At 70.7% G+C, this 19,303-nt stretch carries 17 protein-coding genes; 3 read left to right on the forward strand and 14 right to left on the reverse strand.

Going from position 1 to position 19,303, the window contains the following annotated elements; genetic code table 11:
• Positions 1-77 precede the first annotated feature (77 nt).
• The 12 genes from KLK06_RS42080 to KLK06_RS42135 form a co-directional block, all read right to left on the reverse strand.
• Positions 78-1,958: a potassium transporter TrkA gene (locus KLK06_RS42080; protein ID WP_308168699.1), complete on the reverse strand. Its 1,881-nt coding sequence runs from the start codon at positions 1,956-1,958 to the stop codon at positions 78-80.
• A 261-nt stretch (positions 1,959-2,219) separates the two neighbouring features.
• Entirely contained in the window at positions 2,220-3,326 is a 1,107-nt protein-coding gene (locus tag KLK06_RS42085; RefSeq protein WP_214641292.1) for an NAD(P)-dependent alcohol dehydrogenase, read from the reverse strand.
• 10 nt (positions 3,327-3,336) lie between these two features.
• Positions 3,337-4,812, reverse strand: a complete 1,476-nt coding sequence (locus KLK06_RS42090; RefSeq protein ID WP_214641293.1) for an aldehyde dehydrogenase — start codon at positions 4,810-4,812, stop codon at positions 3,337-3,339.
• Complete coding sequence (locus KLK06_RS42095; protein ID WP_214641294.1) at positions 4,809-6,416, reverse strand: long-chain fatty acid--CoA ligase; 1,608 nt, start codon at positions 6,414-6,416, stop codon at positions 4,809-4,811. Before KLK06_RS42095 ends, KLK06_RS42090 begins: the two co-directional genes overlap by 4 nt.
• A gap of 9 nt (positions 6,417-6,425) precedes the next feature.
• The gene (locus KLK06_RS42100; protein WP_214641295.1) at positions 6,426-6,884 is read right to left on the reverse strand and encodes a MaoC family dehydratase; all 459 of its coding nucleotides are present in this window, start codon (positions 6,882-6,884) and stop codon (positions 6,426-6,428) included.
• Positions 6,881-7,756 (reverse strand): amidohydrolase family protein, encoded by an 876-nt coding sequence (locus KLK06_RS42105; RefSeq protein ID WP_214641296.1) that lies wholly within the window; start codon positions 7,754-7,756, stop codon positions 6,881-6,883. The genes KLK06_RS42100 and KLK06_RS42105 overlap by 4 nt, the downstream gene beginning before the upstream one ends.
• A gap of 1 nt (position 7,757) precedes the next feature.
• On the reverse strand, positions 7,758-8,633 hold the full coding sequence (locus KLK06_RS42110) for an SDR family oxidoreductase (RefSeq protein ID WP_308168700.1): 876 nt from the start codon (positions 8,631-8,633) through the stop codon (positions 7,758-7,760).
• Between the two features lie 134 nt (positions 8,634-8,767).
• On the reverse strand, positions 8,768-9,526 hold the full coding sequence (locus tag KLK06_RS42115) for an IclR family transcriptional regulator (protein ID WP_214641297.1): 759 nt from the start codon (positions 9,524-9,526) through the stop codon (positions 8,768-8,770).
• 20 nt (positions 9,527-9,546) lie between these two features.
• Complete coding sequence (locus tag KLK06_RS42120) at positions 9,547-10,473, reverse strand: PDR/VanB family oxidoreductase (RefSeq protein ID WP_214641298.1); 927 nt, start codon at positions 10,471-10,473, stop codon at positions 9,547-9,549.
• Entirely contained in the window at positions 10,470-10,661 is a 192-nt protein-coding gene (locus tag KLK06_RS42125; protein WP_214641299.1) for a hypothetical protein, read from the reverse strand. Before KLK06_RS42125 ends, KLK06_RS42120 begins: the two co-directional genes overlap by 4 nt.
• Positions 10,662-10,666: 5 nt before the next feature.
• Positions 10,667-11,707: an aromatic ring-hydroxylating dioxygenase subunit alpha gene (locus KLK06_RS42130; protein WP_214641300.1), complete on the reverse strand. Its 1,041-nt coding sequence runs from the start codon at positions 11,705-11,707 to the stop codon at positions 10,667-10,669.
• Positions 11,708-11,799: 92 nt separating this feature from the next.
• A complete protein-coding gene (locus KLK06_RS42135) occupies positions 11,800-13,836 on the reverse strand; it encodes a translation factor GTPase family protein (protein WP_214641301.1) in 2,037 nt (678 codons plus the stop codon).
• 189 nt (positions 13,837-14,025) lie between these two features.
• Here KLK06_RS42135 and KLK06_RS42140 point away from each other — a divergent pair, with 189 nt between their 5' ends.
• Positions 14,026-14,580: a hypothetical protein gene (locus KLK06_RS42140; RefSeq protein WP_214641302.1), complete on the forward strand. Its 555-nt coding sequence runs from the start codon at positions 14,026-14,028 to the stop codon at positions 14,578-14,580.
• A 40-nt stretch (positions 14,581-14,620) separates the two neighbouring features.
• On the opposite strand, the gene KLK06_RS42145 is transcribed toward KLK06_RS42140, so the two are convergent.
• Positions 14,621-15,676: a TetR/AcrR family transcriptional regulator gene (locus KLK06_RS42145; RefSeq protein ID WP_214641303.1), complete on the reverse strand. Its 1,056-nt coding sequence runs from the start codon at positions 15,674-15,676 to the stop codon at positions 14,621-14,623.
• A gap of 105 nt (positions 15,677-15,781) precedes the next feature.
• Between KLK06_RS42145 and KLK06_RS42150 the strand changes: the two genes are divergently transcribed.
• Together KLK06_RS42150 and clpX are read left to right on the forward strand one after the other, a co-directional pair.
• Positions 15,782-16,960, forward strand: a complete 1,179-nt coding sequence (locus KLK06_RS42150; RefSeq protein WP_214641304.1) for a cytochrome P450 — start codon at positions 15,782-15,784, stop codon at positions 16,958-16,960.
• A 19-nt stretch (positions 16,961-16,979) separates the two neighbouring features.
• Positions 16,980-18,197, forward strand: coding sequence for an ATP-dependent Clp protease ATP-binding subunit ClpX (clpX, locus tag KLK06_RS42155; protein WP_214641305.1), 1,218 nt, complete (start codon positions 16,980-16,982; stop codon positions 18,195-18,197).
• A 4-nt stretch (positions 18,198-18,201) separates the two neighbouring features.
• Here the strand turns inward: clpX and KLK06_RS42160 are convergent, their stop codons facing one another.
• On the reverse strand, positions 18,202-19,188 hold the full coding sequence (locus tag KLK06_RS42160; protein ID WP_308168701.1) for a phosphotransferase: 987 nt from the start codon (positions 19,186-19,188) through the stop codon (positions 18,202-18,204).
• Positions 19,189-19,303: the final 115 nt, after the last annotated feature.

Here is a 19,303-nt window from a genome sequence, read left to right on the forward strand (position 1 = left end):
GACATCCGACGAATACACGAGACAGACCCCAGAGTCAAGACATACCACTCCCGTAGCGGTTGACTCATCCGATGATTTTAGTCCTCGGCGAGGACGATCACCAGGTCGCGCGGGCCGAACGTGACAGGGTCGGATTTACCGGGATTAAGCACGACACCGTAGGCAGGCGGGGAGCTGGCCTCGGCCAGCACGCGGTAGCCGATCGCGGTCTCGCCGCGCATCCGCGCGGAGTAGATCACGGTGGCGAAGCTGACCGGCACCCCCGGCTGGATGTAGTCCGTCGCCGGCTTGAGGTAGATCTCCGACCCCTCGGAGTCGAACAGGTAGCGGAACACCTGCCCGAGGTGCGGGTTCTCCGACAACTGGGTCATCAGCAGGCTGATCAGCTTGTCGCTGACCACGAAGTCGTCGGCCTTGGTGACCTGGGCCAGCCGGCGGTTGCGGTCGTCGTTCATCTCGCTGACGATCGCGTACCGCTGCCCGGACTTGGCGGCCATGTCGCGCAGGTGCAGCAGCGTCACCAGCGTGCGCGAGTCGGCGTGCTGCGGCTCGAGGTTGCTGTCGGCCAGGACGATGATGTGCTCGAACGTGCCCACGTCCAGCGCTTCCAGGGTGATCCGGTCGGTGGTGTCGCACTCCTTGACGTTCACCACCAGGTTGCGCAGGCCCACCTTCAGCCGTTCCAGGCTGTCGCTCTCCTCGACGGCGGCGGCCGCCACGTGCAGGGACGAACCGGGCGACACGTACTGGTCCAGCTCCTGCACGATCTTGTTGGCCCGGCTGTTCCAGCCCAGCAGCAGCGTCCGCTCCGGCGGCGTCGGCTGACGGACGGGGCGGGCGATCGCCCCCTCGACGATCGGCGGGAAGCTGCGCACGAGCCGGATGGCGGAGTCGTCCTCGGCGACCACGATCATCTCGTCGCCCTGCATGATCTCGGCGTTCATCGGCGGGTTCAGCACCACCGACCCGTCGGCGTGCCGGATGCCGATGAGCGAGGCGGTGTCGTAGGCGAACAGCGCCTCCCCGTACGGGAAGCCGGTCAGTTTCGGCTCGGGCCGCAGGTAGATCTCGTCGCCGCCGAAGTCCAGCAGGTCCGTGCAGACCACCGACAGGCCCGACTGGCGGCAGGACTGCACGATGAGCCGGGAGGCGATGTCGTCGGTGTCGACCACCTGCGCGTGGCCGCCCCCGGCGAGCTCGGCGGCCACCAGGTTGGTGGTGTCGACGACGGAGGCGATGATCGGCGGGCGACGTCGGCGCCAGTTGCGGTTCGTGAGCGCCAACAGCGTCTTGATGACGTGCGCGTCGGAATCCTCACCGCCCGGCGACAGTACGATGATCGCCCGCGCCGTGTCCAGGCTCAACAGGTCGAGGTCGGTCGGCTCGGTGGCGCTGCCGGAGCGGACGACGACCCGGGTCTTGCCGGTGCCGCCCAGCCGCGAGCGCAGCTCCTCCTCCATCTCCAGCTTGTCGCGGTCCCCGAGGATCGCCACGCAGGACTTCGACTCGCTCTCGTTGGCCTCCACGAGCTCGGGGATGATCGTGAAGATCTGGTCCGACCAGCCGATGAGCGCCGTGTGCCCGGCCTCTACGATCTTGGAACGGCCCTTGCGCAGCTCCTGCAGCTTGTTGTCCAGACCGGTGGTGAGGACACCGACGAGGCTGCTGACGATCAGCAGGCCGCCGATCGTGATCGTGAACCCCAGGATGGTGAAGAGCGTGCTGCCTTCGTTGTCGCCCGCCACGGTGCCGGCGTCCATCGCCCGCATGAGCATGCCCCAGAGCGCCTCGCTCCAGCTCTTGTGCGGCAGGTCGTCCCCAGCGAGCACATAGACGAGCACGCCGAAGCTCGCGACCATCACGACGGTCACCAGCGCGAGCCAGCCGATCAGGGCCGGAGTGCCCCTCGACATCGTGTTGTCGAACCAATAGCGCAGACGCTCTCGCCGCTTGGCCATGATCATCCCGTCCTTCGTGGATCGCCGCGTGGGACGAACGACCCTGTCCCCGATCCCCGTTCGACGGACAGAACGCCGTAGCGCGCCGTTCCCCTGGCCGTCCCGTCCGCCCGCCACTCGGGCTCCGCCCCCGGCGACCGGGGTGACCAGAGGCGCCGGAGGTGGCAATGGGGCGCGCGAACATAACAATAGCGACATCTCATGTCTAGCCCGTACTGATCCGCCGAAAGCGTCCGGCACAGCCCTTTACATTGTAGATTTCTAGAAGCGGAGGACCGGCTTGACGGCGGCGCCGGAGACGATGTCGCCGACCGCGCGCTCGATCTCCTCGAACTTGTAGTGCCTGATCAGGCGGTCGATCGGCAGCCGGCCGTCGGACACCAGCTCCGCGAGTACCGGGATCAGCGACTCGGTCTCGCTGTCGCCCAGGGTCAGGCCCACCACCTGGCGGCCCGGGAGCATGAAGTTGACGTCCACGGGGACGGTGGAGCCGAACGGCGGGGCGCCGACCAGGACCGCGGTGCCACGGGCGGCCAGGACGCCGACGGCGGCGCCGGCGACCGTCACGTTGCCCGTCGTCTCGACCACGCCGTCGGCGCCCCGGCCGCCGGTGATCTCGCCGATGGCCTCGGCGAGATCGGCCGTGGTGGTGTCGACGGTGTGGGTGGCGCCGAGCTCGGCGGCCAGCTCCAGGCGGGCGGGGATCCGGTCCACGGCGATGACGCGGGTGGCCGGGGTGAGCCGGGCCGCCATGATCGCGGACAGGCCGACCGCACCCGCGCCGGTCACGACGAGGGTGGCGCCGGGGCGGGGGCGCAGGACATTCCATACCGCCCCGGCGCCGGTCTGCACGCCGCAGCCGAGGGGCGCCAGCAGCTCGAGCGGCGCGCCGACGGGCAGCTTGACCAGACTGCGCTCGTCCACCAGGGCATGCCTGGCGAAGCAGGACTGGCCGAAGAAGTGCCCGCCGAGTGCCGCGCCGTCCCGGGTCACGGTGGGCGAGCCGTCCGCGCGGGCGCCGCCGAGCAGGTTCAGCGGCAACCAGGCCGCGCAGTAGGCGGGGTGCCCGGCGCGGCAGTCGGCGCATCTGCCGCACGAGGTGAAGGAGAGCAGCACCTGGTCGCCGGGACGGACGCGCGTCACCGCCGAGCCGACCTCCTCGACGACGCCCGCGCCCTCGTGGCCCAGGACGCCGGGCAGCGGGAACGGCAGCGCGCCGGCGGCGACGCCCATATCGGTGTGGCAGACCCCGGCGGCGACCATCCGGACCAGGACCTCGTCCGGGCGCGGGTCGGCCAGCTCGACCTGGGTCAGGTGGAAGCCCTCGCCCGCGGATTCGACGACGGCCGCTGATGTGGTGGTGGTCATGGCACACCTCTCAAAGGGCGATGACGACGGACTTCACCTTGGTGTACGACTCCAGCGCCTCGGGCCCGTACTCCCGCCCGTACCCGGACTGCTTGACGCCGCCGAAGGGGATCGCCGGGTCGAGCATCGCCCAGTCGTTCACCCAGACGATGCCCGCCTCCAGCCGGGCCGCCACGCGGTGGGCGCGGGCCAGGTCCGTGGTCTGCAGGCCCGCCGCCAGCCCGTACGGCGTGCCGTTGGCCAGCTCCACGGCCTCGTCCTCGGTGTCGAAGGGCTGGACGGTCAGGACGGGGCCGAAGATCTCGTCCTGTACGACCCGGGAGTCGTCGTCCAGGCCGGCGATGATCGTCGGCCGGTAGTAGTAGCCGCCGCCGAGTTCCAGGCGCTCGCCTCCGGTGACGACCCGGCCGCCCTGGTCACGGGCGAGCCGTACGTACCGTTCGACCTTGGTGAGATGCCGCTCGGCGGCCATGGGGCCCACGACGGTCGCCGGGTCGAAGGGGTCGCCGACCGGCACTCCGGCGACGGCGCCGGCCAGGATCTCCAGGACGGTGTCGTACAGGGAGCGGTGGACGAGCAGGCGCGGCCCGCCCATGCAGAACTGGCCGGTGTTGAAGACGAAGCCCTTGATCACCGAGCCGATCGCCTTGTCCAGGTCGGCGTCCTCGAACACGATCTGCGCGGCGTTGCCGCCGAGCTCCATCGTGACGGGCTTGAGCGCCTCCCCCGCCGTGGCGGCCGCGTGCCGGCCGATCTCGGTCGAACCGGTGAAGGCGATCTTGTCGATCCCGGGGTGGCGCAGCAGCGCCTCGCCGGCTTGTGCGCCGCCGGTGACCACGTTCAGTACGCCGCCGGGCACTCCGGCCTCGGCCAGGATCTCGGCCATGAGCAGGGCGCTGAGCGGCGTGTCCTCGGCGGGTTTGTGCACCACGGCGTTGCCGGCGGCGAGCGCCGGGGCGATCTTCGCGCTGCTGAGGATCAGCGGGAAGTTGAAGGGCGTGATCGCGCCGACCACGCCGAGCGGCTCGCGGCTCGTGTAGGCGTGCGAGGGGATCGGGATCTGCCGGGTCGCCCCCTGGAGGGTCTGCGCCAGTCCCGAGTAGTACTCGTAGATCTCGGCGGTCGTGGCGACGTCGACGGCGCGGCACAGGCTCACCGGCTTGCCGACGTCGAGGCTCTCGACCGCGACGAGCTCGTCCTCCCGCCGCCTGACGATGTCGGCGACGCGGTGGAGCACGCGGGCCCGCTCGCGGCCGGACATCCGCGCCCACGGGCCGAACGCCCTGCGCCCGGCCGTGACGGCGGCGTCCACGTCGGCGGCGTCGGCCTCGGCGACGGTGGTGACGACCTTCCCGGTGGACGGGTCGATGACGTCCCTGCGGCCCTTGGCGTGCGCCTCGCACCACTGGCCGTCGATGAACAGCTTGCCCGGCTCGACGTGCGGTCGGCTCACGGCCGGGACGTCCTGGAGCCCGGAGTCGGTCATAGCCCGCTCGCTTTCCCGGTGCGCTCGCGCGCCGCACCGCAGTGTTCCTGATCAACCGCTGCCGGACGGCACGGTCCGGCCTGCACCGCACTGACCCGTTCGCGCAGCCTGGGCTTCTGGATCTTGCCCGAGCCGGTCTTCGGCAGGTCGTCGACCAAGGTGACCTGGCCGGGGATCTTGTACTTGGCCAGCCGGGAACGGAGGAACCGGCGCAGGTCCTCGCCCGTGACCGCCTGTCCGGGACGGGCCACCACGAACGCGTGGCCGCTCTCGCCCCATGTCGCGTCCGGCACGCCGATCACCGCGGCCTCGGCCACCGCCGGATGCTCGAAGAGGGCCGCCTCCACCTCCGCGGGATAGACGTTCTCGCCTCCGGAGATGTACATGTCCTTGACCCGGTCGACGATGTACAGGTGGCCGTCCTCGTCGCGGATGGCGAGGTCGCCGGAGCGGAACCAGCCGCCCTTGGCGAAGGCCGCGGCCGTGGCAGCAGGATCGTCCCAGTAGCCGGGGGTGACGTTCGGGCCCTGGATGAGGACCTCGCCGGGTTCGCCGGGCAGGGTGTCGGTGAGGTCGGGCCGCACGACCCGGACGTCGGCGAACAGCACGGGCACGCCCGCCGAGCCGGCCCTGCGCGCGCTCTGGCCGGCCTCCAGGAAGGTCGCCCCGGGCGAGGTCTCCGTCAGCCCGTACCCCTGGCAGAACACCAGACCCCGCTCCTGGTAGGCGCGGATCAGGGCGGGCGGCACCGCCGCTCCCCCGGCCATCAGCGTACGTACCGAGAACAGGTCCGCGGCGCTCCAGCGGGGCGAGCGGGCGAGCGCGGCGAACATCGTGGTGACCCCGAACATCCAGGTGACGCCGTGTTTCTCGATGAGGTCGTAGCACCCGTCCACGTCCCACGACGGCATGATGACCGAGCGGCCGCCCTTGGCGAAGGTGGGCAGCAGCGTCTGGTTCAGCGCCGCGACGTGGAACAGCGGGGCGCTGATCAGCGTCGTCTCGTCGGCGGCGACGTCCACGCCGATGATCATGTTGAAGGTGTTCCACACCAGGTTGGCGTGGCTGAGCATGGCGCCCTTGGGACGGCCGGTGGTGCCCGAGGTGTAGAGGATGAGCGCGATGTCGGCCAGGTCCACCGGCAGGTCGATGGGCGTGGGGTCGCCCTGCGCGAGCCAGCTCTCGTAGTCCCGCTCCCCCGGCGCCGCGCCGTCCAGCGCGACGATCTCGTCCAGGGCCGCGGTCGGCCGCAGCGCGCGGACCGCGCCGGCGCACTGCGGCGCGTAGAGGAGGGTCTTCGCGCCGCAGTGGCCCAGCATGTAGTCGATCTCGGGCGGGGCGAGCCGGAAGTTCAGCGGGACGAAGATCGCGCCGAGCACGTGCGTCGCGAACATGGTCTCGGCGAACGCGGGGTGGTTCGGGCCGAGGTAGGCGACCCGGTCCCCCGCCCGCACACCACTGCCCCGCAGCCGGTCGGCGAGCCTGGTCACCCGTTCATGGACCTCGGCGTACGTCAGCGAGTGATCGCCGAACACGAAGGCGGTACGGTCCGGCGTCATCCGGGCGCGCCGGGCGGGCCAGGCGCCAATTCCGGCATTCCGCATCGGTGCTCCTCAGGCGTAGTGCCGGTAGACGGCCTGGGCCACGCAGGCGGGCTTGCCCGAACCGTCGATCTCGACGGTGAAGTCCATGAGCATCTGCACGCCGCCCCCGGGGACCTCCTCGACCTCGGCGACCTTCCCGGCCAGGCGGATCTTGGCGCCCACCTTGACGGGGCTGGGGAAACGCACCTTGTTCAGGCCGTAGTTGATGCTCATCGTCACGCCCTGGATGTCCAGCAGCTCGTTGAACATCGGGATGAGCAGGGACAAGGTCAGGTAACCATGCGCGATCGGGCCCCCGAACGGCCCGTCCTTGGCCCGCTCCGGGTCCACGTGGATCCACTGGTAGTCGTTCGTGGCGCCGGCGAAGGTGTTCACCCGATCCTGGGTGATCTCCAGCCAGCCAGTGTGGCCGAGGTCCCGGCCCGCGAGCGCCGTCAGCTCCGCCAGGCCGTTCGCGGTGATGGTCATGGCTGCTCCTTGGGGGTGAGGCCGAGCAGGCGGGCGGCGTTGTCCTTGAGGATCTTCGGGCGGACCTCGGGCTTGATGTCGAGCTTGGCGAAGTCGGCCAGCCAGCGGTCAGGGGCGATGACCGGGTAGTCGGAGCCGAAGAGCACCTTGTCCTTGAGCAGCGTGTTGGCGTAGCGGACGAGCTGCGGCGGGAAGTATTTCGGCGACCAGCCGGACAGGTCGATGTGCACGTACGGCTTGTGCGTGGCGACCGCGAGCGCCTCGTCCTGCCAGGGGAACGACGGATGCGCCAGGATGATCTTCAAGTGCGGGAAGTCCACGGCGACGTCGTCGACCAGCATCGGGTTGGAGTACTTCAGCCGGATCCCGCCCCCACCGGGGACGCCCGCGCCGATGCCGGTCTGGCCGGTGTGGAACAGGGCGACCGCGCCCGTCTCCTCGATCACCTCGTACAGGGGGTAGGCCATCGGGTCGTTCGGGGCGAAGGCCTGGATGCTGGGGTGGAACTTGAAGCCGCGCACCCCGTGCTCGGCGACCAGGCGGCGGGCCTCGCGGGCGCCCGCCCTGCCCTTCCACGGATCGACGCTGGCGAACGGGATCAGCACGTCCGGGTGCTCGGCGCAGCTCTCGGCGATCTCCTCGTTCGCGATGCGGGGATGGCCGGTGGCGTGCTCGGCGTCCACGGTGAACACCACAGCGGCCATCTTCCGCTCCCGGTAGTACGCGGCCAGTTGCGGGATCGTCGGGCGCTCGTGCGAGCCGAAGTACTCGGCGGAGGCGCCGAACAGCGCCGGGCTGAGCGAGCCGTGCCCGTCCTTGGACACCTCGGCGTGGGTGTGGACGTCGATCGCGACGAGCTCGTCGAGGTCCATGTCAGGCCCCCTTGGGAGCGGGGATGCCGTACGTCTCCGGCTCGGCGCCCACCGTGGCGTGCCAGGAGGCGGCGATGGCGTCGGCGCTCCACCCTCCGTCCGCGTACGCCACGGCCTTCTCGGCCGGGTGCGACCAGAGGGCCAGCTTGTCGCCGCCCACGCCGATGGCCTGCCCGGTGACCTCGGCGGAGGCGTCCGAGGCGAGGTAGACGACGAGCCCGGCCACGTCCTCGACCGTCCCGAGGCCCTCGTCCTTGCGCACCCAGTCGGGGTACGGCTCTCCCCTTTCCAGGATGGGGGCGAAGGCGGGGATGGTCTTGGTCATCTCGGTGGCCGCGACCGGTACGACGGCGTTGACCGTGATCTGCGAACGGGCCAGTTCCAGCGCCCAGGTACGGGCCATCGCGACGATCCCGGCCTTGGCGGCGGCGTAGTTGGTCTGGCCGAAGTTCCCGCGCTGGCCGGCCGGTGAGGAGATGAGGATCAGGCGACCGCCCTCCCCCTGCTCGCGCATGCGCACGGCCGCGGCGCGGGCGCAGGTGAACGTGCCGCGCAGGTGTACCTCGACGACCGCGTCGAACTCCTCGTCGGACATCTTCCACAGCACGCGGTCGCGCAGGACGCCCGCGTTGGTGACCATGACGTCCAGCCGGCCGAACTCCTTGACGGCGGTGTCCACCAACCTCTGGGCGACCTGGGTCCCCCCGACGGCGCCCGCCGCCACGACGGCCCGGCCGCCCTCGGCGGTGATGGCGCCGGCGACCTGGTCGGCCGCCTCAGTGTCCACGTCGTTGACGACGACCGCCGCACCCGCCCGCGCCAGGGCCAGCGCGTACGCCTGACCCAGGCCGCGACCGGCCCCGGTAACAACAGCCACTTTTCCTGACAAATCCACCATGTCACCCCAAGGCAGGACTGCGTTTCCGCCAAATGTAGGGCACTTCGCCGACCACAGTCAAAGATATGCCTAACATCAATGCGGCCGAAAAAGCGGCCGGATGGGCCGGCAGGTCACGGACGTGCGGTCATGAGCGCGCGAGAGATGGCGCGCGCGCTGGTGCGCACCAGCGGGGCGAGCTCGTGGGGCGAGGCGCTGCCGTAGTGGACGACCAGGGACACCGCCGCGACGACGTCGCCCTCGGCGCCGTGGATCGGCGCCGCCACCGACACGGCGTCCATGGTCACCTGCCGGTCGCTGATGGCGTAACCGCGGGCGCGGGTGTCGGCGAGCGCGGCGCGCAGCCGGTGCGGGGTCGTGATGGTGCGTTCGGTATAGCGTTTGATCGGCCCGGACAGCACCTGTTCGCGCACGTCGTCCGGGGCGTGGGCGAGCAGGACGAGTCCGACGCCGGTCGCGGTGAGCGCGAAGCGGCCGCCGACCCGGGTGAGCACCGGGACGGCCTTGCTGCCCGCGATCCGCTCGACGAACACCACCTCGGTGCCCTCCCGTACGGCCAGCTGCACGTTCTCCCGGGTGACCTGCGACAGGTCCTCGAGGTAGGGCAGGGCGGCCTCACGCAGGCCGAGGCCGCGCGGGGCGAGCGAGCCGATCTCCCACAGGCGCAGCCCGATGTGGTAGCAGCCGGCCTGGTCCCGCTCCAGCGCGCCCCAGGCCACCAGGTCGGCGGCCAGCCGGTGCACGGTGGAGACCGGCAGCCCGGCGTACCGGGACAGCTCGCTGAGCGTCAGCGCGCGCCGGTCGGGTGTGAACGCGCCGAGGATCTGCAGCGCGCGTGCCACCACAGGCCCGGTCCGTTCGGCCGTCGGCATCGGTGGCTCCCGCGGTGGTGTCAGAGTTCGAGGACGAGTCTTGGACAGGCGGCGCGGGAGACGCACAGGAACATGGTGTCGTGGGCCGCCCGCTCCTCGGGGGTGAGCAGCGAGTCGCGATGGTCGACCGTGCCGGCGAGCACGGTGGTCTCGCACGTGCCGCACGTCCCCTCACGACATGAGGATAGGACCTGCACACCCGCCTCCTCCACGACCTCGAGCACCGACCGCTCCGGTGGGACGGTGAGCGTGCGGCCGGTGCGGGCCAGCTCGACCTCGAACGACGCCGTTCGTACGGGATCGCCGGGGTCTTTGGGGGAAAAGCGTTCGACGTGCAGGGGACGGTTCGCGCAGCGGCGCTCGACGGCCTCCAGCAGCGGGGCCGGCCCGCAGCAGTAGACGAGGGTCTCGGGTGGGGTGCCCTCCAGGATGCCGTCGAGGTCGAGCAGGCCGTGCTCGGCCTGGGGTCGCAGGGTCACCCGGTCGCCGTAGCGGGCGCGCAGCTCGCCGGCGAACGCCATCGACGCGGCCGTGCGGCCTCCGTAGACGAGCTCCCACCCGGTGCCGGCGGCGGCGATCATCGGCAGGATGGGGGTGATCCCGATCCCGCCGGCGATGAACAGGTAGCGGGGCGCGGGGTGGAGCGGGAAGTGGTTGCGCGGTCCGCGGACCAGGACCGCCGTGCCGGGGTGGAGTTCGTCGTGGACGTACGCCGAGCCGCCCCGGCCGGTGGGCTCGCGCAGGACGGCGATCCGCCAGGTCGTGCGCTCGGCCGGGTCGCCGCACAGCGAGTACTGGCGGACCAGGTCGCCGCCCAGAACGAGGTCGACGTGCGCGCCGGGCGTCCACTCGGGCAGCTCGGCGCCGGCGGGGTCACGCAGGTCCAGGACGACGACGCCCTCGGCCGCCTGCCCGCGCGCGTGCACGACCAGCTTGCGCTCGCTCATCGCGCCGCTTCCGTCATGCTTTGCGCCGTATGGCCGACCGGGTGGGCGAGCAGCCACTCCCACACCTCGATCGGGCCCTCGGCGACCTGCGTGGCGCCGCAGTGGCAGGTGCCCTCCAACAGGTCGCTGCCGGGCAGCCACACCACCCTCAGCACCTCGCGGCCGGTGAGCATGCGGTGGGGTGCCATGCCGGTCACACCCGGCCGCCCGTGCTCTGGCGGGCGAGCATCCGCCGCGCCGCCAGCCCGCCGGTGTCGATGTTGATCGACAGTTCCTGGTAGCCGGGGGGTTCGGTCGCGATCACCTGTTCCAGCACGTCGAGCGCGGCCACGTCCTGGAGCACCACCGTACGGTTCTGCTCGGCCAGGAAGTCCGACACGCCCTGGTCGTCGAGGGCGAAGTCGCGGGCCACGGCCCAGAAGTCGTGGGTGGTGTGCTCGGTCTCGGGCGTGATGGCGTACACGACCTCGACGTGGAAGGCGTCCGGGTCGCTGCCGTCGCCGTTGGGCAGCACGCCGGGCGGCGCGATGCGCGAGTGCAGCTTGTACAGGCACGGCGGCGTGTACTCGATGTCCTGCCAGCGCATGATCCGCCCGGTCAGCCCGGTGGACTTGGCGTAGAACGGCGGGCACTCGGCGTCGTCCATGTGCCGGCTGACGTAGACGATCCCGGCCTGCTCGTCCACCTCGGTGGTGATCGGCGTGGAAGCGACCTCCGGGGTGCCGATGTAACCGCCGTGCAGGTACGTCTCGTGCGAGAGATCGAGCAGATTGTCCACCAGCAGCCCGAACCGCGCCTTCAGCGGCTCCATCCCGGACACCGTGGTGTACTCGGGCGAGACCAGCCACGGCGCCCGCGGGATGCTCGCGGCGTCGGCCTTGGCCGGGTCGCCGATCCAGACCCAGACGAACGAGTCCTGCTCCATAGCCGGGTAGCTGGTCAACCGCGCGGTCCTGGGCACCCGCGTCTGGCCCGGGACGGCGACGCAACCGCCGTCGGCGCCGTAGGTGAACCCGTGGTAGCCGCACACCACCTGGTCGTCCACCACCCGGCTCGGCGCCTGGGACAGCGGAAAGCGCCGGTGCACGCAGCGGTCGGACATGGCGGTGACGGTCCCCGCGCGCGTGCGCCAGAACAGGATCGGCTCACCGCAGACGGTGCGCCCGAACGGCTCCTGGCCGATCTCGCGCCCGTACGCGGCGACGTACCACTGATCGCGGGGAATGCTCGACATCGGCCGGCTCCTTCGGTAGGGCGAGTGAGACCGATGGTGACCTCCGTCATACCGGCGGCGGAATGCCGTTTCCCGGATGCCGGAAAGCCAACTCAGACCCGCCGCATGACGTGCAGCAGGTATTCCTTGCGGTCCAGCGGGTTGTGGTCCGTGCGCGGCCGGGCCGGGACCGTGCCGACGACGGGCTGGTAGCGGTCGAAGGCCGACTCCAGCACGCCTTCGCCCCGGGTCAGCGATGGCAACTGCTGGTGCAGCTCGTGGACGCGCGCCGCCGGGATGTCCCCCTCGACCAGGCAGGACGCGCCCCGCATGGCCGGTGTGCGGGGGACGGCGCGCAGCCGGGCCAGCTCCGGCAGCACGGTGCCGATCGTGTCGGCCGGCACGTCCAGCGTGAAGCTGTGTATCGGCTCGTGGACCCTGGTGCCGGCCTGCCTCAGCGCGTTCATCAGGACCAGCGGCGTCAGGTTGCGGAAGTCCGCGCCGGTGCTCGACATGCTCTTGTCGAAGATGGCGTGGGAGTGGCTCTGCCGGGGCGAATAGCCGGAGTGCGTCATGGTGACCGTGCAGTCGGTGACCTGCCATCCGTGCAGGCCCTGGTTCAGGGTCTCCCTTACGGTGTCCTCGACCGCCTTGTGGAAGGCCAGCGGGAGCGCCCCGGGCGAGACCGCCAGCCGGTACCGCACGCCGGTGCCGATCGGGGCGGGTTCGACGCGCAGCCCGACGGTGGCCAGGAAGGGGTTGGGGGCCTTGCCGTTGAACTCGACCGCCACGCCGGTGCCGATCGGCCGTTCGACGCAGATCGTGGTCGTCTCGCGGAAGGCGACCTTGAGGCCGAAGTCGGTGGCCAGCGTCGCCTGGATGACCTCCTTCTGCACCTCGCCGTAGAGCGAGACGGAGATCTCCTGCCGGAGGTCGTCCTGGCGCAGGTCGATCAGCGGGTCCTGCTCGGCGAGCTGGGCGAGCGCGACGCGCAGGGCGCCCAGCTCGGCGGGGCTCGCGGGGACGACGACGGTCTCCAGGGTGGGCGGGGCGAAGTGGTGGCGGCCGGGGCTCTGACGCGGTTCGCCGATCGTGTCGCCGATCTGGATGTCGGCCAGGCCCCACAGCTTGCCGATCTGTCCGGCCGTGACCGAGGAAAGCTGGACGTCGGCGCCCCGGTCGAACACGCTCAGCGCGGTGACCTTCTCCTTGTCGCGGGCCCCGCCCACTTTGTCGCGGGCCCCGCCCTCCTGGTCGCGGGTCTCGTCGCCGAACCGCAGCCGGTCCCGTACGCGTACCGTCCCGGAGAACATCCGGACGTAGGCGATCTTCTCCCCCGCCGGACCACGTTCGACCTTGAAGACCGTGCCCGAGACGGGGTCGCCGGGCTCGCCCCGGGACGCGGCGGGCAGCAGTTCCGCGATGCAGGAGGTCAGCGCGTCCACACCCGCGCCGGTGATCGCCGAGCCGAAGAACACCGGGTGCGCCAGGGCCCGCCCGGTCTGCGCCGCGAGCTCGCCCCGCAGCCGCCGGTAGGAGACGGCCGTCTCGTCGTGGACGTACGCGGCCAGAAAGGCGTCGTCGTGATCGGCCAGCACCTCGGCCAGCCGCGCGGTGAAGGCGGCGTCGGCGGCCCCGGACGGCGCGAAGGCGGCATCGCGGGTGCCCAGGTCACGCACCGAGCCCATCGCCACGATCGCGGGCGTCAGCTTCTCGGCGATGGCCCGCAGCAGCCCCTCGTCCCGCGCGCCACGGCGGTCGATCTTGTTGACGAACAGCAGGGTGGGGATCCGCAGCCGCTGCAGCGTGCGCATCAGCACGTGGGTCTGGGCCTGCACACCTTCCACTGCGGAAATGACCAGCACGGCGCCGTCGAGCACGCTCAGCACGCGTTCGACCTCGGCGATGAAGTCGGGGTGGCCGGGCGTGTCGATCAGGTTGACCGTGACGTCGCCGATGACGAAGGAGACGACCGCGGACTTGATCGTGATGCCGCGCTGCCGTTCCAGGGCCAGGGAGTCGGTCTGGGTGCTGCCGTCGTCGACGCTGCCGATCTCGTCGATGACCCCGGCGGCGTAGAGCAGCCGCTCGGTCAGACTGGTCTTACCGGCGTCTACGTGCGCCAAGATCCCCAAGTTCAAGCTTCGCATCAAGCGTTCTGTCCTCTAGATAGCTGGCAATTGCCTTAAAGGGGGACAAGAACGCTTCGCGCATTTCATGCTCCTGGGTCGGCGGACAGATGACGGGAGTACAACAGACGGCCGCCGGACGGGGCAACCGATTTTGCCGCCGCCCGGGCGGAGTGGCGTAACGGTAAAAGCACGCGTATCGAAGGGACCATGGACGTTTCCCTCTTAGTGAGCCTCGCCAGCGCGGTCGCGGCCGTGGCGGCGGTCGCGCTGTCGATACGGCAGGCCCGCGCGGTGTCACGGCACGCCCTGCTGCCCGTGGTGCTGGGGACCTTCCAGGAGGCGCGCAGCGCCGAATGGTTCGAGGCCCGTGATTTCATCTTCCAGCGGCTGGCCACCGACCATCCGCCGGACGGCGGGGTCACGGGCCTGCCGGAACCGGCCCGCGCCGCGGTGCGGAAGGTCGGGTTCCTGTTCGACAACGCCGGGCTGCTCATCGCCCATCGGACGGTGCCGGAAGACCTGGTCCTCAGCTTCTTCGGCGAGAGCATCCCGGAGTTCTGGCGGATCCTGCAGCCCTACATCCACAAGGAGGCCGAGCTCAGGGGCATGGGCTACATGGTCTTCTTCGAGGACCTCGCGGCCCGCGCGCGGGCCCGCCCGGCCGCCGACATCCGCCGGGGACTCGGGCTACGCCGGGTGGAACAGCCACCGGTCCGGATTCCCCCACCAGAGGCGACATCGCCTGGACCTGGCATCGACTAGGCGGACTCCTGCTCGTACGGGGCGGTCCATGATCGGGACGTCAGGCCGAGGCGGCGGCATGGCAGGCGCCGTAGCCGTCGGCCCGGGTCACGATCCGCCCGGACTCCACGCGTACCGCCGTCTCGGTGGCGTCGCTGACCGCCGGCACGCCCGCCGCCGCCGCGAGCACCCCCGATGCGTCGCACACCACCCTCGGCCGCGGCAACGCCGCCGCCGGGAAAGCCTGACGCAGGCAGGAACGCAGGTCGGCGATCACCAGCCGGGCCAGCGGCGCCAGCTCATCCACGACGCTCGTGACCAGCACGATCGTGACCTCGTCCGCCGGCGCGGCGGCGCGCACCGCCTCCTCCGCCGCCGACAGCCGGTGCAGCCCGAGCACCGCCACCACCCCGTCGCCGGCGAACTCCACCGGCTCGCCTCGGACCAGATCCACCGCCACCGGCGGCGCCCACCGCTCATCGACCACCCGCGCCTGCGGCACGATCGACGGCTGCGGCCACCGGTCATCCAGGTCCAGGTCCGCCAGTTGCTCACACGCACTGACCACGTTGAACGGGTCCACGAACCCGGGCGCCACGGCCGCGAGCTGGCTCGCGCCGTGCAGCATCGTCAGCGCCATCTCCGCCACCCGAACCTGCCGGCCGGCGGACGGGCGCAACCGTTCCAGGGCCAGCCCGAGCAGCATCGCTTCGAACATCATCAGCTGCGCGAACGGCCGGCGCATCCGCTCGTCCGCGCCGACCTCGGGCATCAGATCCATCCCGAGCCGACCGGCGCCGTACTGATCGTCGGTGGCCAGGGGCAGCCGCGTCACCCACGCGCGCGCGAACGCGCCGAGCGCCTCCGCCACGGTCAGGCCCGGCTCCGGGTGCGGCGGCTCGGCAGCGCGCTCGGCCAGGTCGGCCAGCATCGCGAAATACAGCGCCCGCTTGCCGGGGAAGTTGGAGTAGACAGCGCCCCGCGTGAGCTCCGCCCGCTCGGCGATGCTGTCGATCTTCGCGTCCCGGAAACCGTGCTCGGCGAACTCGTCCTTGGCCGCGGCCAGCACCTTGGCACGGTTGCGCTCCTGCGTCTCAGCCCTGGTGAGCCGGCCCATCGTCCCCCTCGTCCCGGCGTTTGCCGTGCATCGGCAACCAAGATACCGTGACCATTCGTATGATGAGATCATCTGATCTGAACATTCGAAATCGCAGGAGGATGCATGACAACCGAGGTGCCGCAGATCGACCTCACCGACCCCGGCGTAGCCGTCGACCCCTTCACCGCCTACGGCCGCGCCCGCGAGCTCGCCCCCATCGCCCGCGTGGGCGCCCCCGGCTTCGGCCCCATGTGGGTCGTGACCCGGCATGCTGACATCAAGACGATGCTCGGCGACCCCCGATTCGAGATCAGGACCGACAGCTTCATGCGCCCCGACGTCCCCGAAGACTGCCTGCCCTACATGCGCACCATGTCGGAGATGAACGGCACCGAACACCTGCGGCTACGCCGGCTCGCCGCACCCGCCTTCACCGCCCGCCGCGCCGCCGACTTCGCCCCGCGCATCGCGTCCATCGTCGAAGCCCTCCTCGACGACCTGCCCGGCCACGGCCCCGTCGACCTGATGACGCACTTCGCCCGGCCACTGCCCATGGACGTCATCTGCGAGCTCGTCGGCATCCCCGCGGCCGACCGCCTGCGATGGCGCGAGTACGGCGCCACCGTCGTCACCAGCGCCGGTCCCGCCTTCGCCGCCGCCATCCCGGCCATCATCGAAGGCGCCAAGGCGGCCGTCGCCCGTCGAAGGGCGGAACCCGCCGACGACCTGATCTCCGACCTCATCCAAGCCCAGGAGGAGAACGGCGACCGGCTCAGTGACACCGAACTCGTCACCCTCATCTGGCACCTCGTCATGGCCGGCCAGACACCCACCAACCTCATCGCCAACGCCGTCGAAGCCCTGCTCACCCACCCCGGCCAACTCGCCGCGCTGCGCGCCGACACCGGCCTCATGCCCCGCGCCGTGGAGGAGCTCATCCGCTGGTGCGGCCCCACCCTGCTGACGATCCCCCGCTACGCCCGCGAAGACGCCGAACTGTGCGGCACCCCCATAGCCAAGGGCGACGCCGTCACCGCCTCCGTCGCCGCCGCCCACCGCGACCCCCGCGCCTATGCCGACCCCGACCGCTTCGACATCACCCGGCCCGCCGGACAACCCGGGCACCTCGGCTTCGCCCACGGGCCGCACTTCTGCATCGGCGCCTCCCTCGCCCGCGTACAGACCGAAGTCGCCCTCGCGGCCCTGCTCCGCCGCTACCCCGGCCTCGCACTCGCCGAGCCCGCGCCGCGCGCCCCCGACCCCGGCACCTGGCGTCTGTCCTCCCTGACCGTCACCCTCTGATCATCGAGGAGCCACCTCAGTGGTCCGCGACCAGCCGATATGCACGTTCTGCAGGAAGACCCAGCAGCAGGTCCGCAAGCTCATCGCGGGCCCCGCCGGGATCTGCATCTGCGACGAATGCGTCGGGCTCTGCACCGAACTCATCGACGCCGACGAGATCACCCCGCCCCACGACCTGCCCACACCACGAGACATGCACGAACGTCTCGACCACTACGTCATCGGCCAGGACGCCGCCAAGAGGACGCTCGCCGTCGCCGTCTACAACCACTACAAACGCATCCGGCACACCGAGGACATCGAACTCGGCAAATCCAACATCCTGCTCATCGGCCCCACGGGCAGCGGCAAAACCCACCTCGCCCAGACCCTCGCCAGGATGCTCGACGTGCCCTTCGCCATCGCCGACGCCACCGCGCTCACCGAGGCCGGCTACGTCGGCGAAGACGTCGAGACCATCCTCCTCAAGCTCATCCAGGCCGCCGGCGGCGACATCGCCAAAGCCGAAACGGGCATCATCTACCTCGACGAAATCGACAAGATCACCCGTAGGAGCGACAACCCGTCCATCACCCGCGACGTCTCAGGCGAAGGCGTCCAGCAGGCACTGCTCACCATCCTGGAGGGCACCACGGTCAACGTCGCGCCCCAAGGCGGCCGCAAACACCCCCACCAAGAGGTCATCCAGATCGACACCACCAACGTGCTGTTCATCGCGGGCGGCGCCTTCACCGGCCTCGACCACATCATCGAACAACGCACCGGCAACAACAGCAGCGGCTTCCTCACCCCTCGGAAAACCGACGCCCACCCCCACGCCACCCCCGCCGACCTGTTGACCTTCGGCCTCATCCCCGAACTCGTCGGCCGGCTGCCGGTGATCTCCACTCTCCACCCACTGGACCGGACAGCGCTCATCCGGATCCTCACCGAACCACGCAACGCGGTCGTCAAGCAGTATCAGCGCCTCTTCGAACTCGACGGAATCGACCTCGCGTTCACCGGCGAAGCCATCGCCGCCATCGCCGACCAGGCGCTCCTGCGCCGCACCGGCGCCAGAGCCGTCCGCGCCGTTCTCGAAGAAGTGCTGCTCAATCTCATGTACGAGATGCCGAGCCGCGACGACGTGGCCCGGATCGTCATCGGCCGCGACACCGTGCTCGACAACGTCAACCCCACCCTGGTGCCCCGCGACCACCCCGGCCGACGACCGGAACGTCATGACAAGTCCGCCTGACACCTCACCCGCCGACGAAGGCCAGCGCCTGCTGCAGATTGTGCTCGGCGATCCCCCGCATGGCCTCCCGCCCCGGAAAATCCCCCTCGATCAACCGCAGCGGCCCGGCCACCAGCGACAGGCGCATGGCCAGGGTGTAGAACGACATCCGCCGCTCATCCAGCCCGTCCCAGCTCAGCCGCCCATAATCCGCGCCGAACCGCAGCCGCAGAAACGCGTGCTCCCATTCGATGTCGAAGTACATCAGTCCCTCGATGTCGATCAGCACCGGCCGCCCAGCGCTGTCCACCAGCACATGATCCGGCCCCAGTTCCCCATGAACCAGCGCGTGCACCGACCGCGGCCGCACACCCCCCGCCAGCTCCCGGAGCACCCCCTCCAGCCGATCACGAGCAGCCGCGAGCCGCGTGTCCCGGACAGCGCCCTCCTCGAGGTCAACGAGCGCTCGTTCGAAGACCAGTTGCTCACACGACCGGCCCGTGGAAACCCCGCCGCCGTCGACCAGGGCCACCTTGCCGAAAGCCGGCCCCGCCTGACCCCGCATCACCTCGAGCATCTCGGCCAGCCGCGCCAGAACCGGCTCCGCCGCCGCCGGATCGCGCTGGATCAATGCCTCCAACGTCCCGCCCGGCATGTCCTCGACCACCGCGACATCAGCCGGATACAGCTCCCTGCCCCGGTCGGCCAGATAGATCCGTGGCACCCGGACCCCGGCGGCGTCCAGACGCCGATGGGCGGCCTCGAACAGCTCCAGACCGGAAGCGGGCGAGAACGGGTCCGCGTGATCCTCGACCTGGAGACCGGGCCAGTAATTCTCGGTCGCGTCCCAGATGTAAGCGATGGCGGTCGAACCATCGTCGAGAACGAGCCGGTACACACCCTTCTTGGTGCCGCCCCGAAGACGCAGCACATCGACCAGCCGGTGCTCAGCGCCCAGCGCCGCTCGCACCACACCCGTCAACTGCTCGCGCACGGCGAACCTGCGTTCCACGCATCCCCCAACGCTCGATCGGCAACTGCCAGGTGTGGGACGGTAACACGGCGTTGATGCCACCTGGCCCGCTTCTCCCCGAAGTCCACCGGCGAAGGGCCTGGCGCGACTCGCC

The organism is Nonomuraea sp. NEAU-A123, assembly GCF_018603905.1.
Lineage (GTDB): Bacteria > Actinomycetota > Actinomycetes > Streptosporangiales > Streptosporangiaceae > Nonomuraea.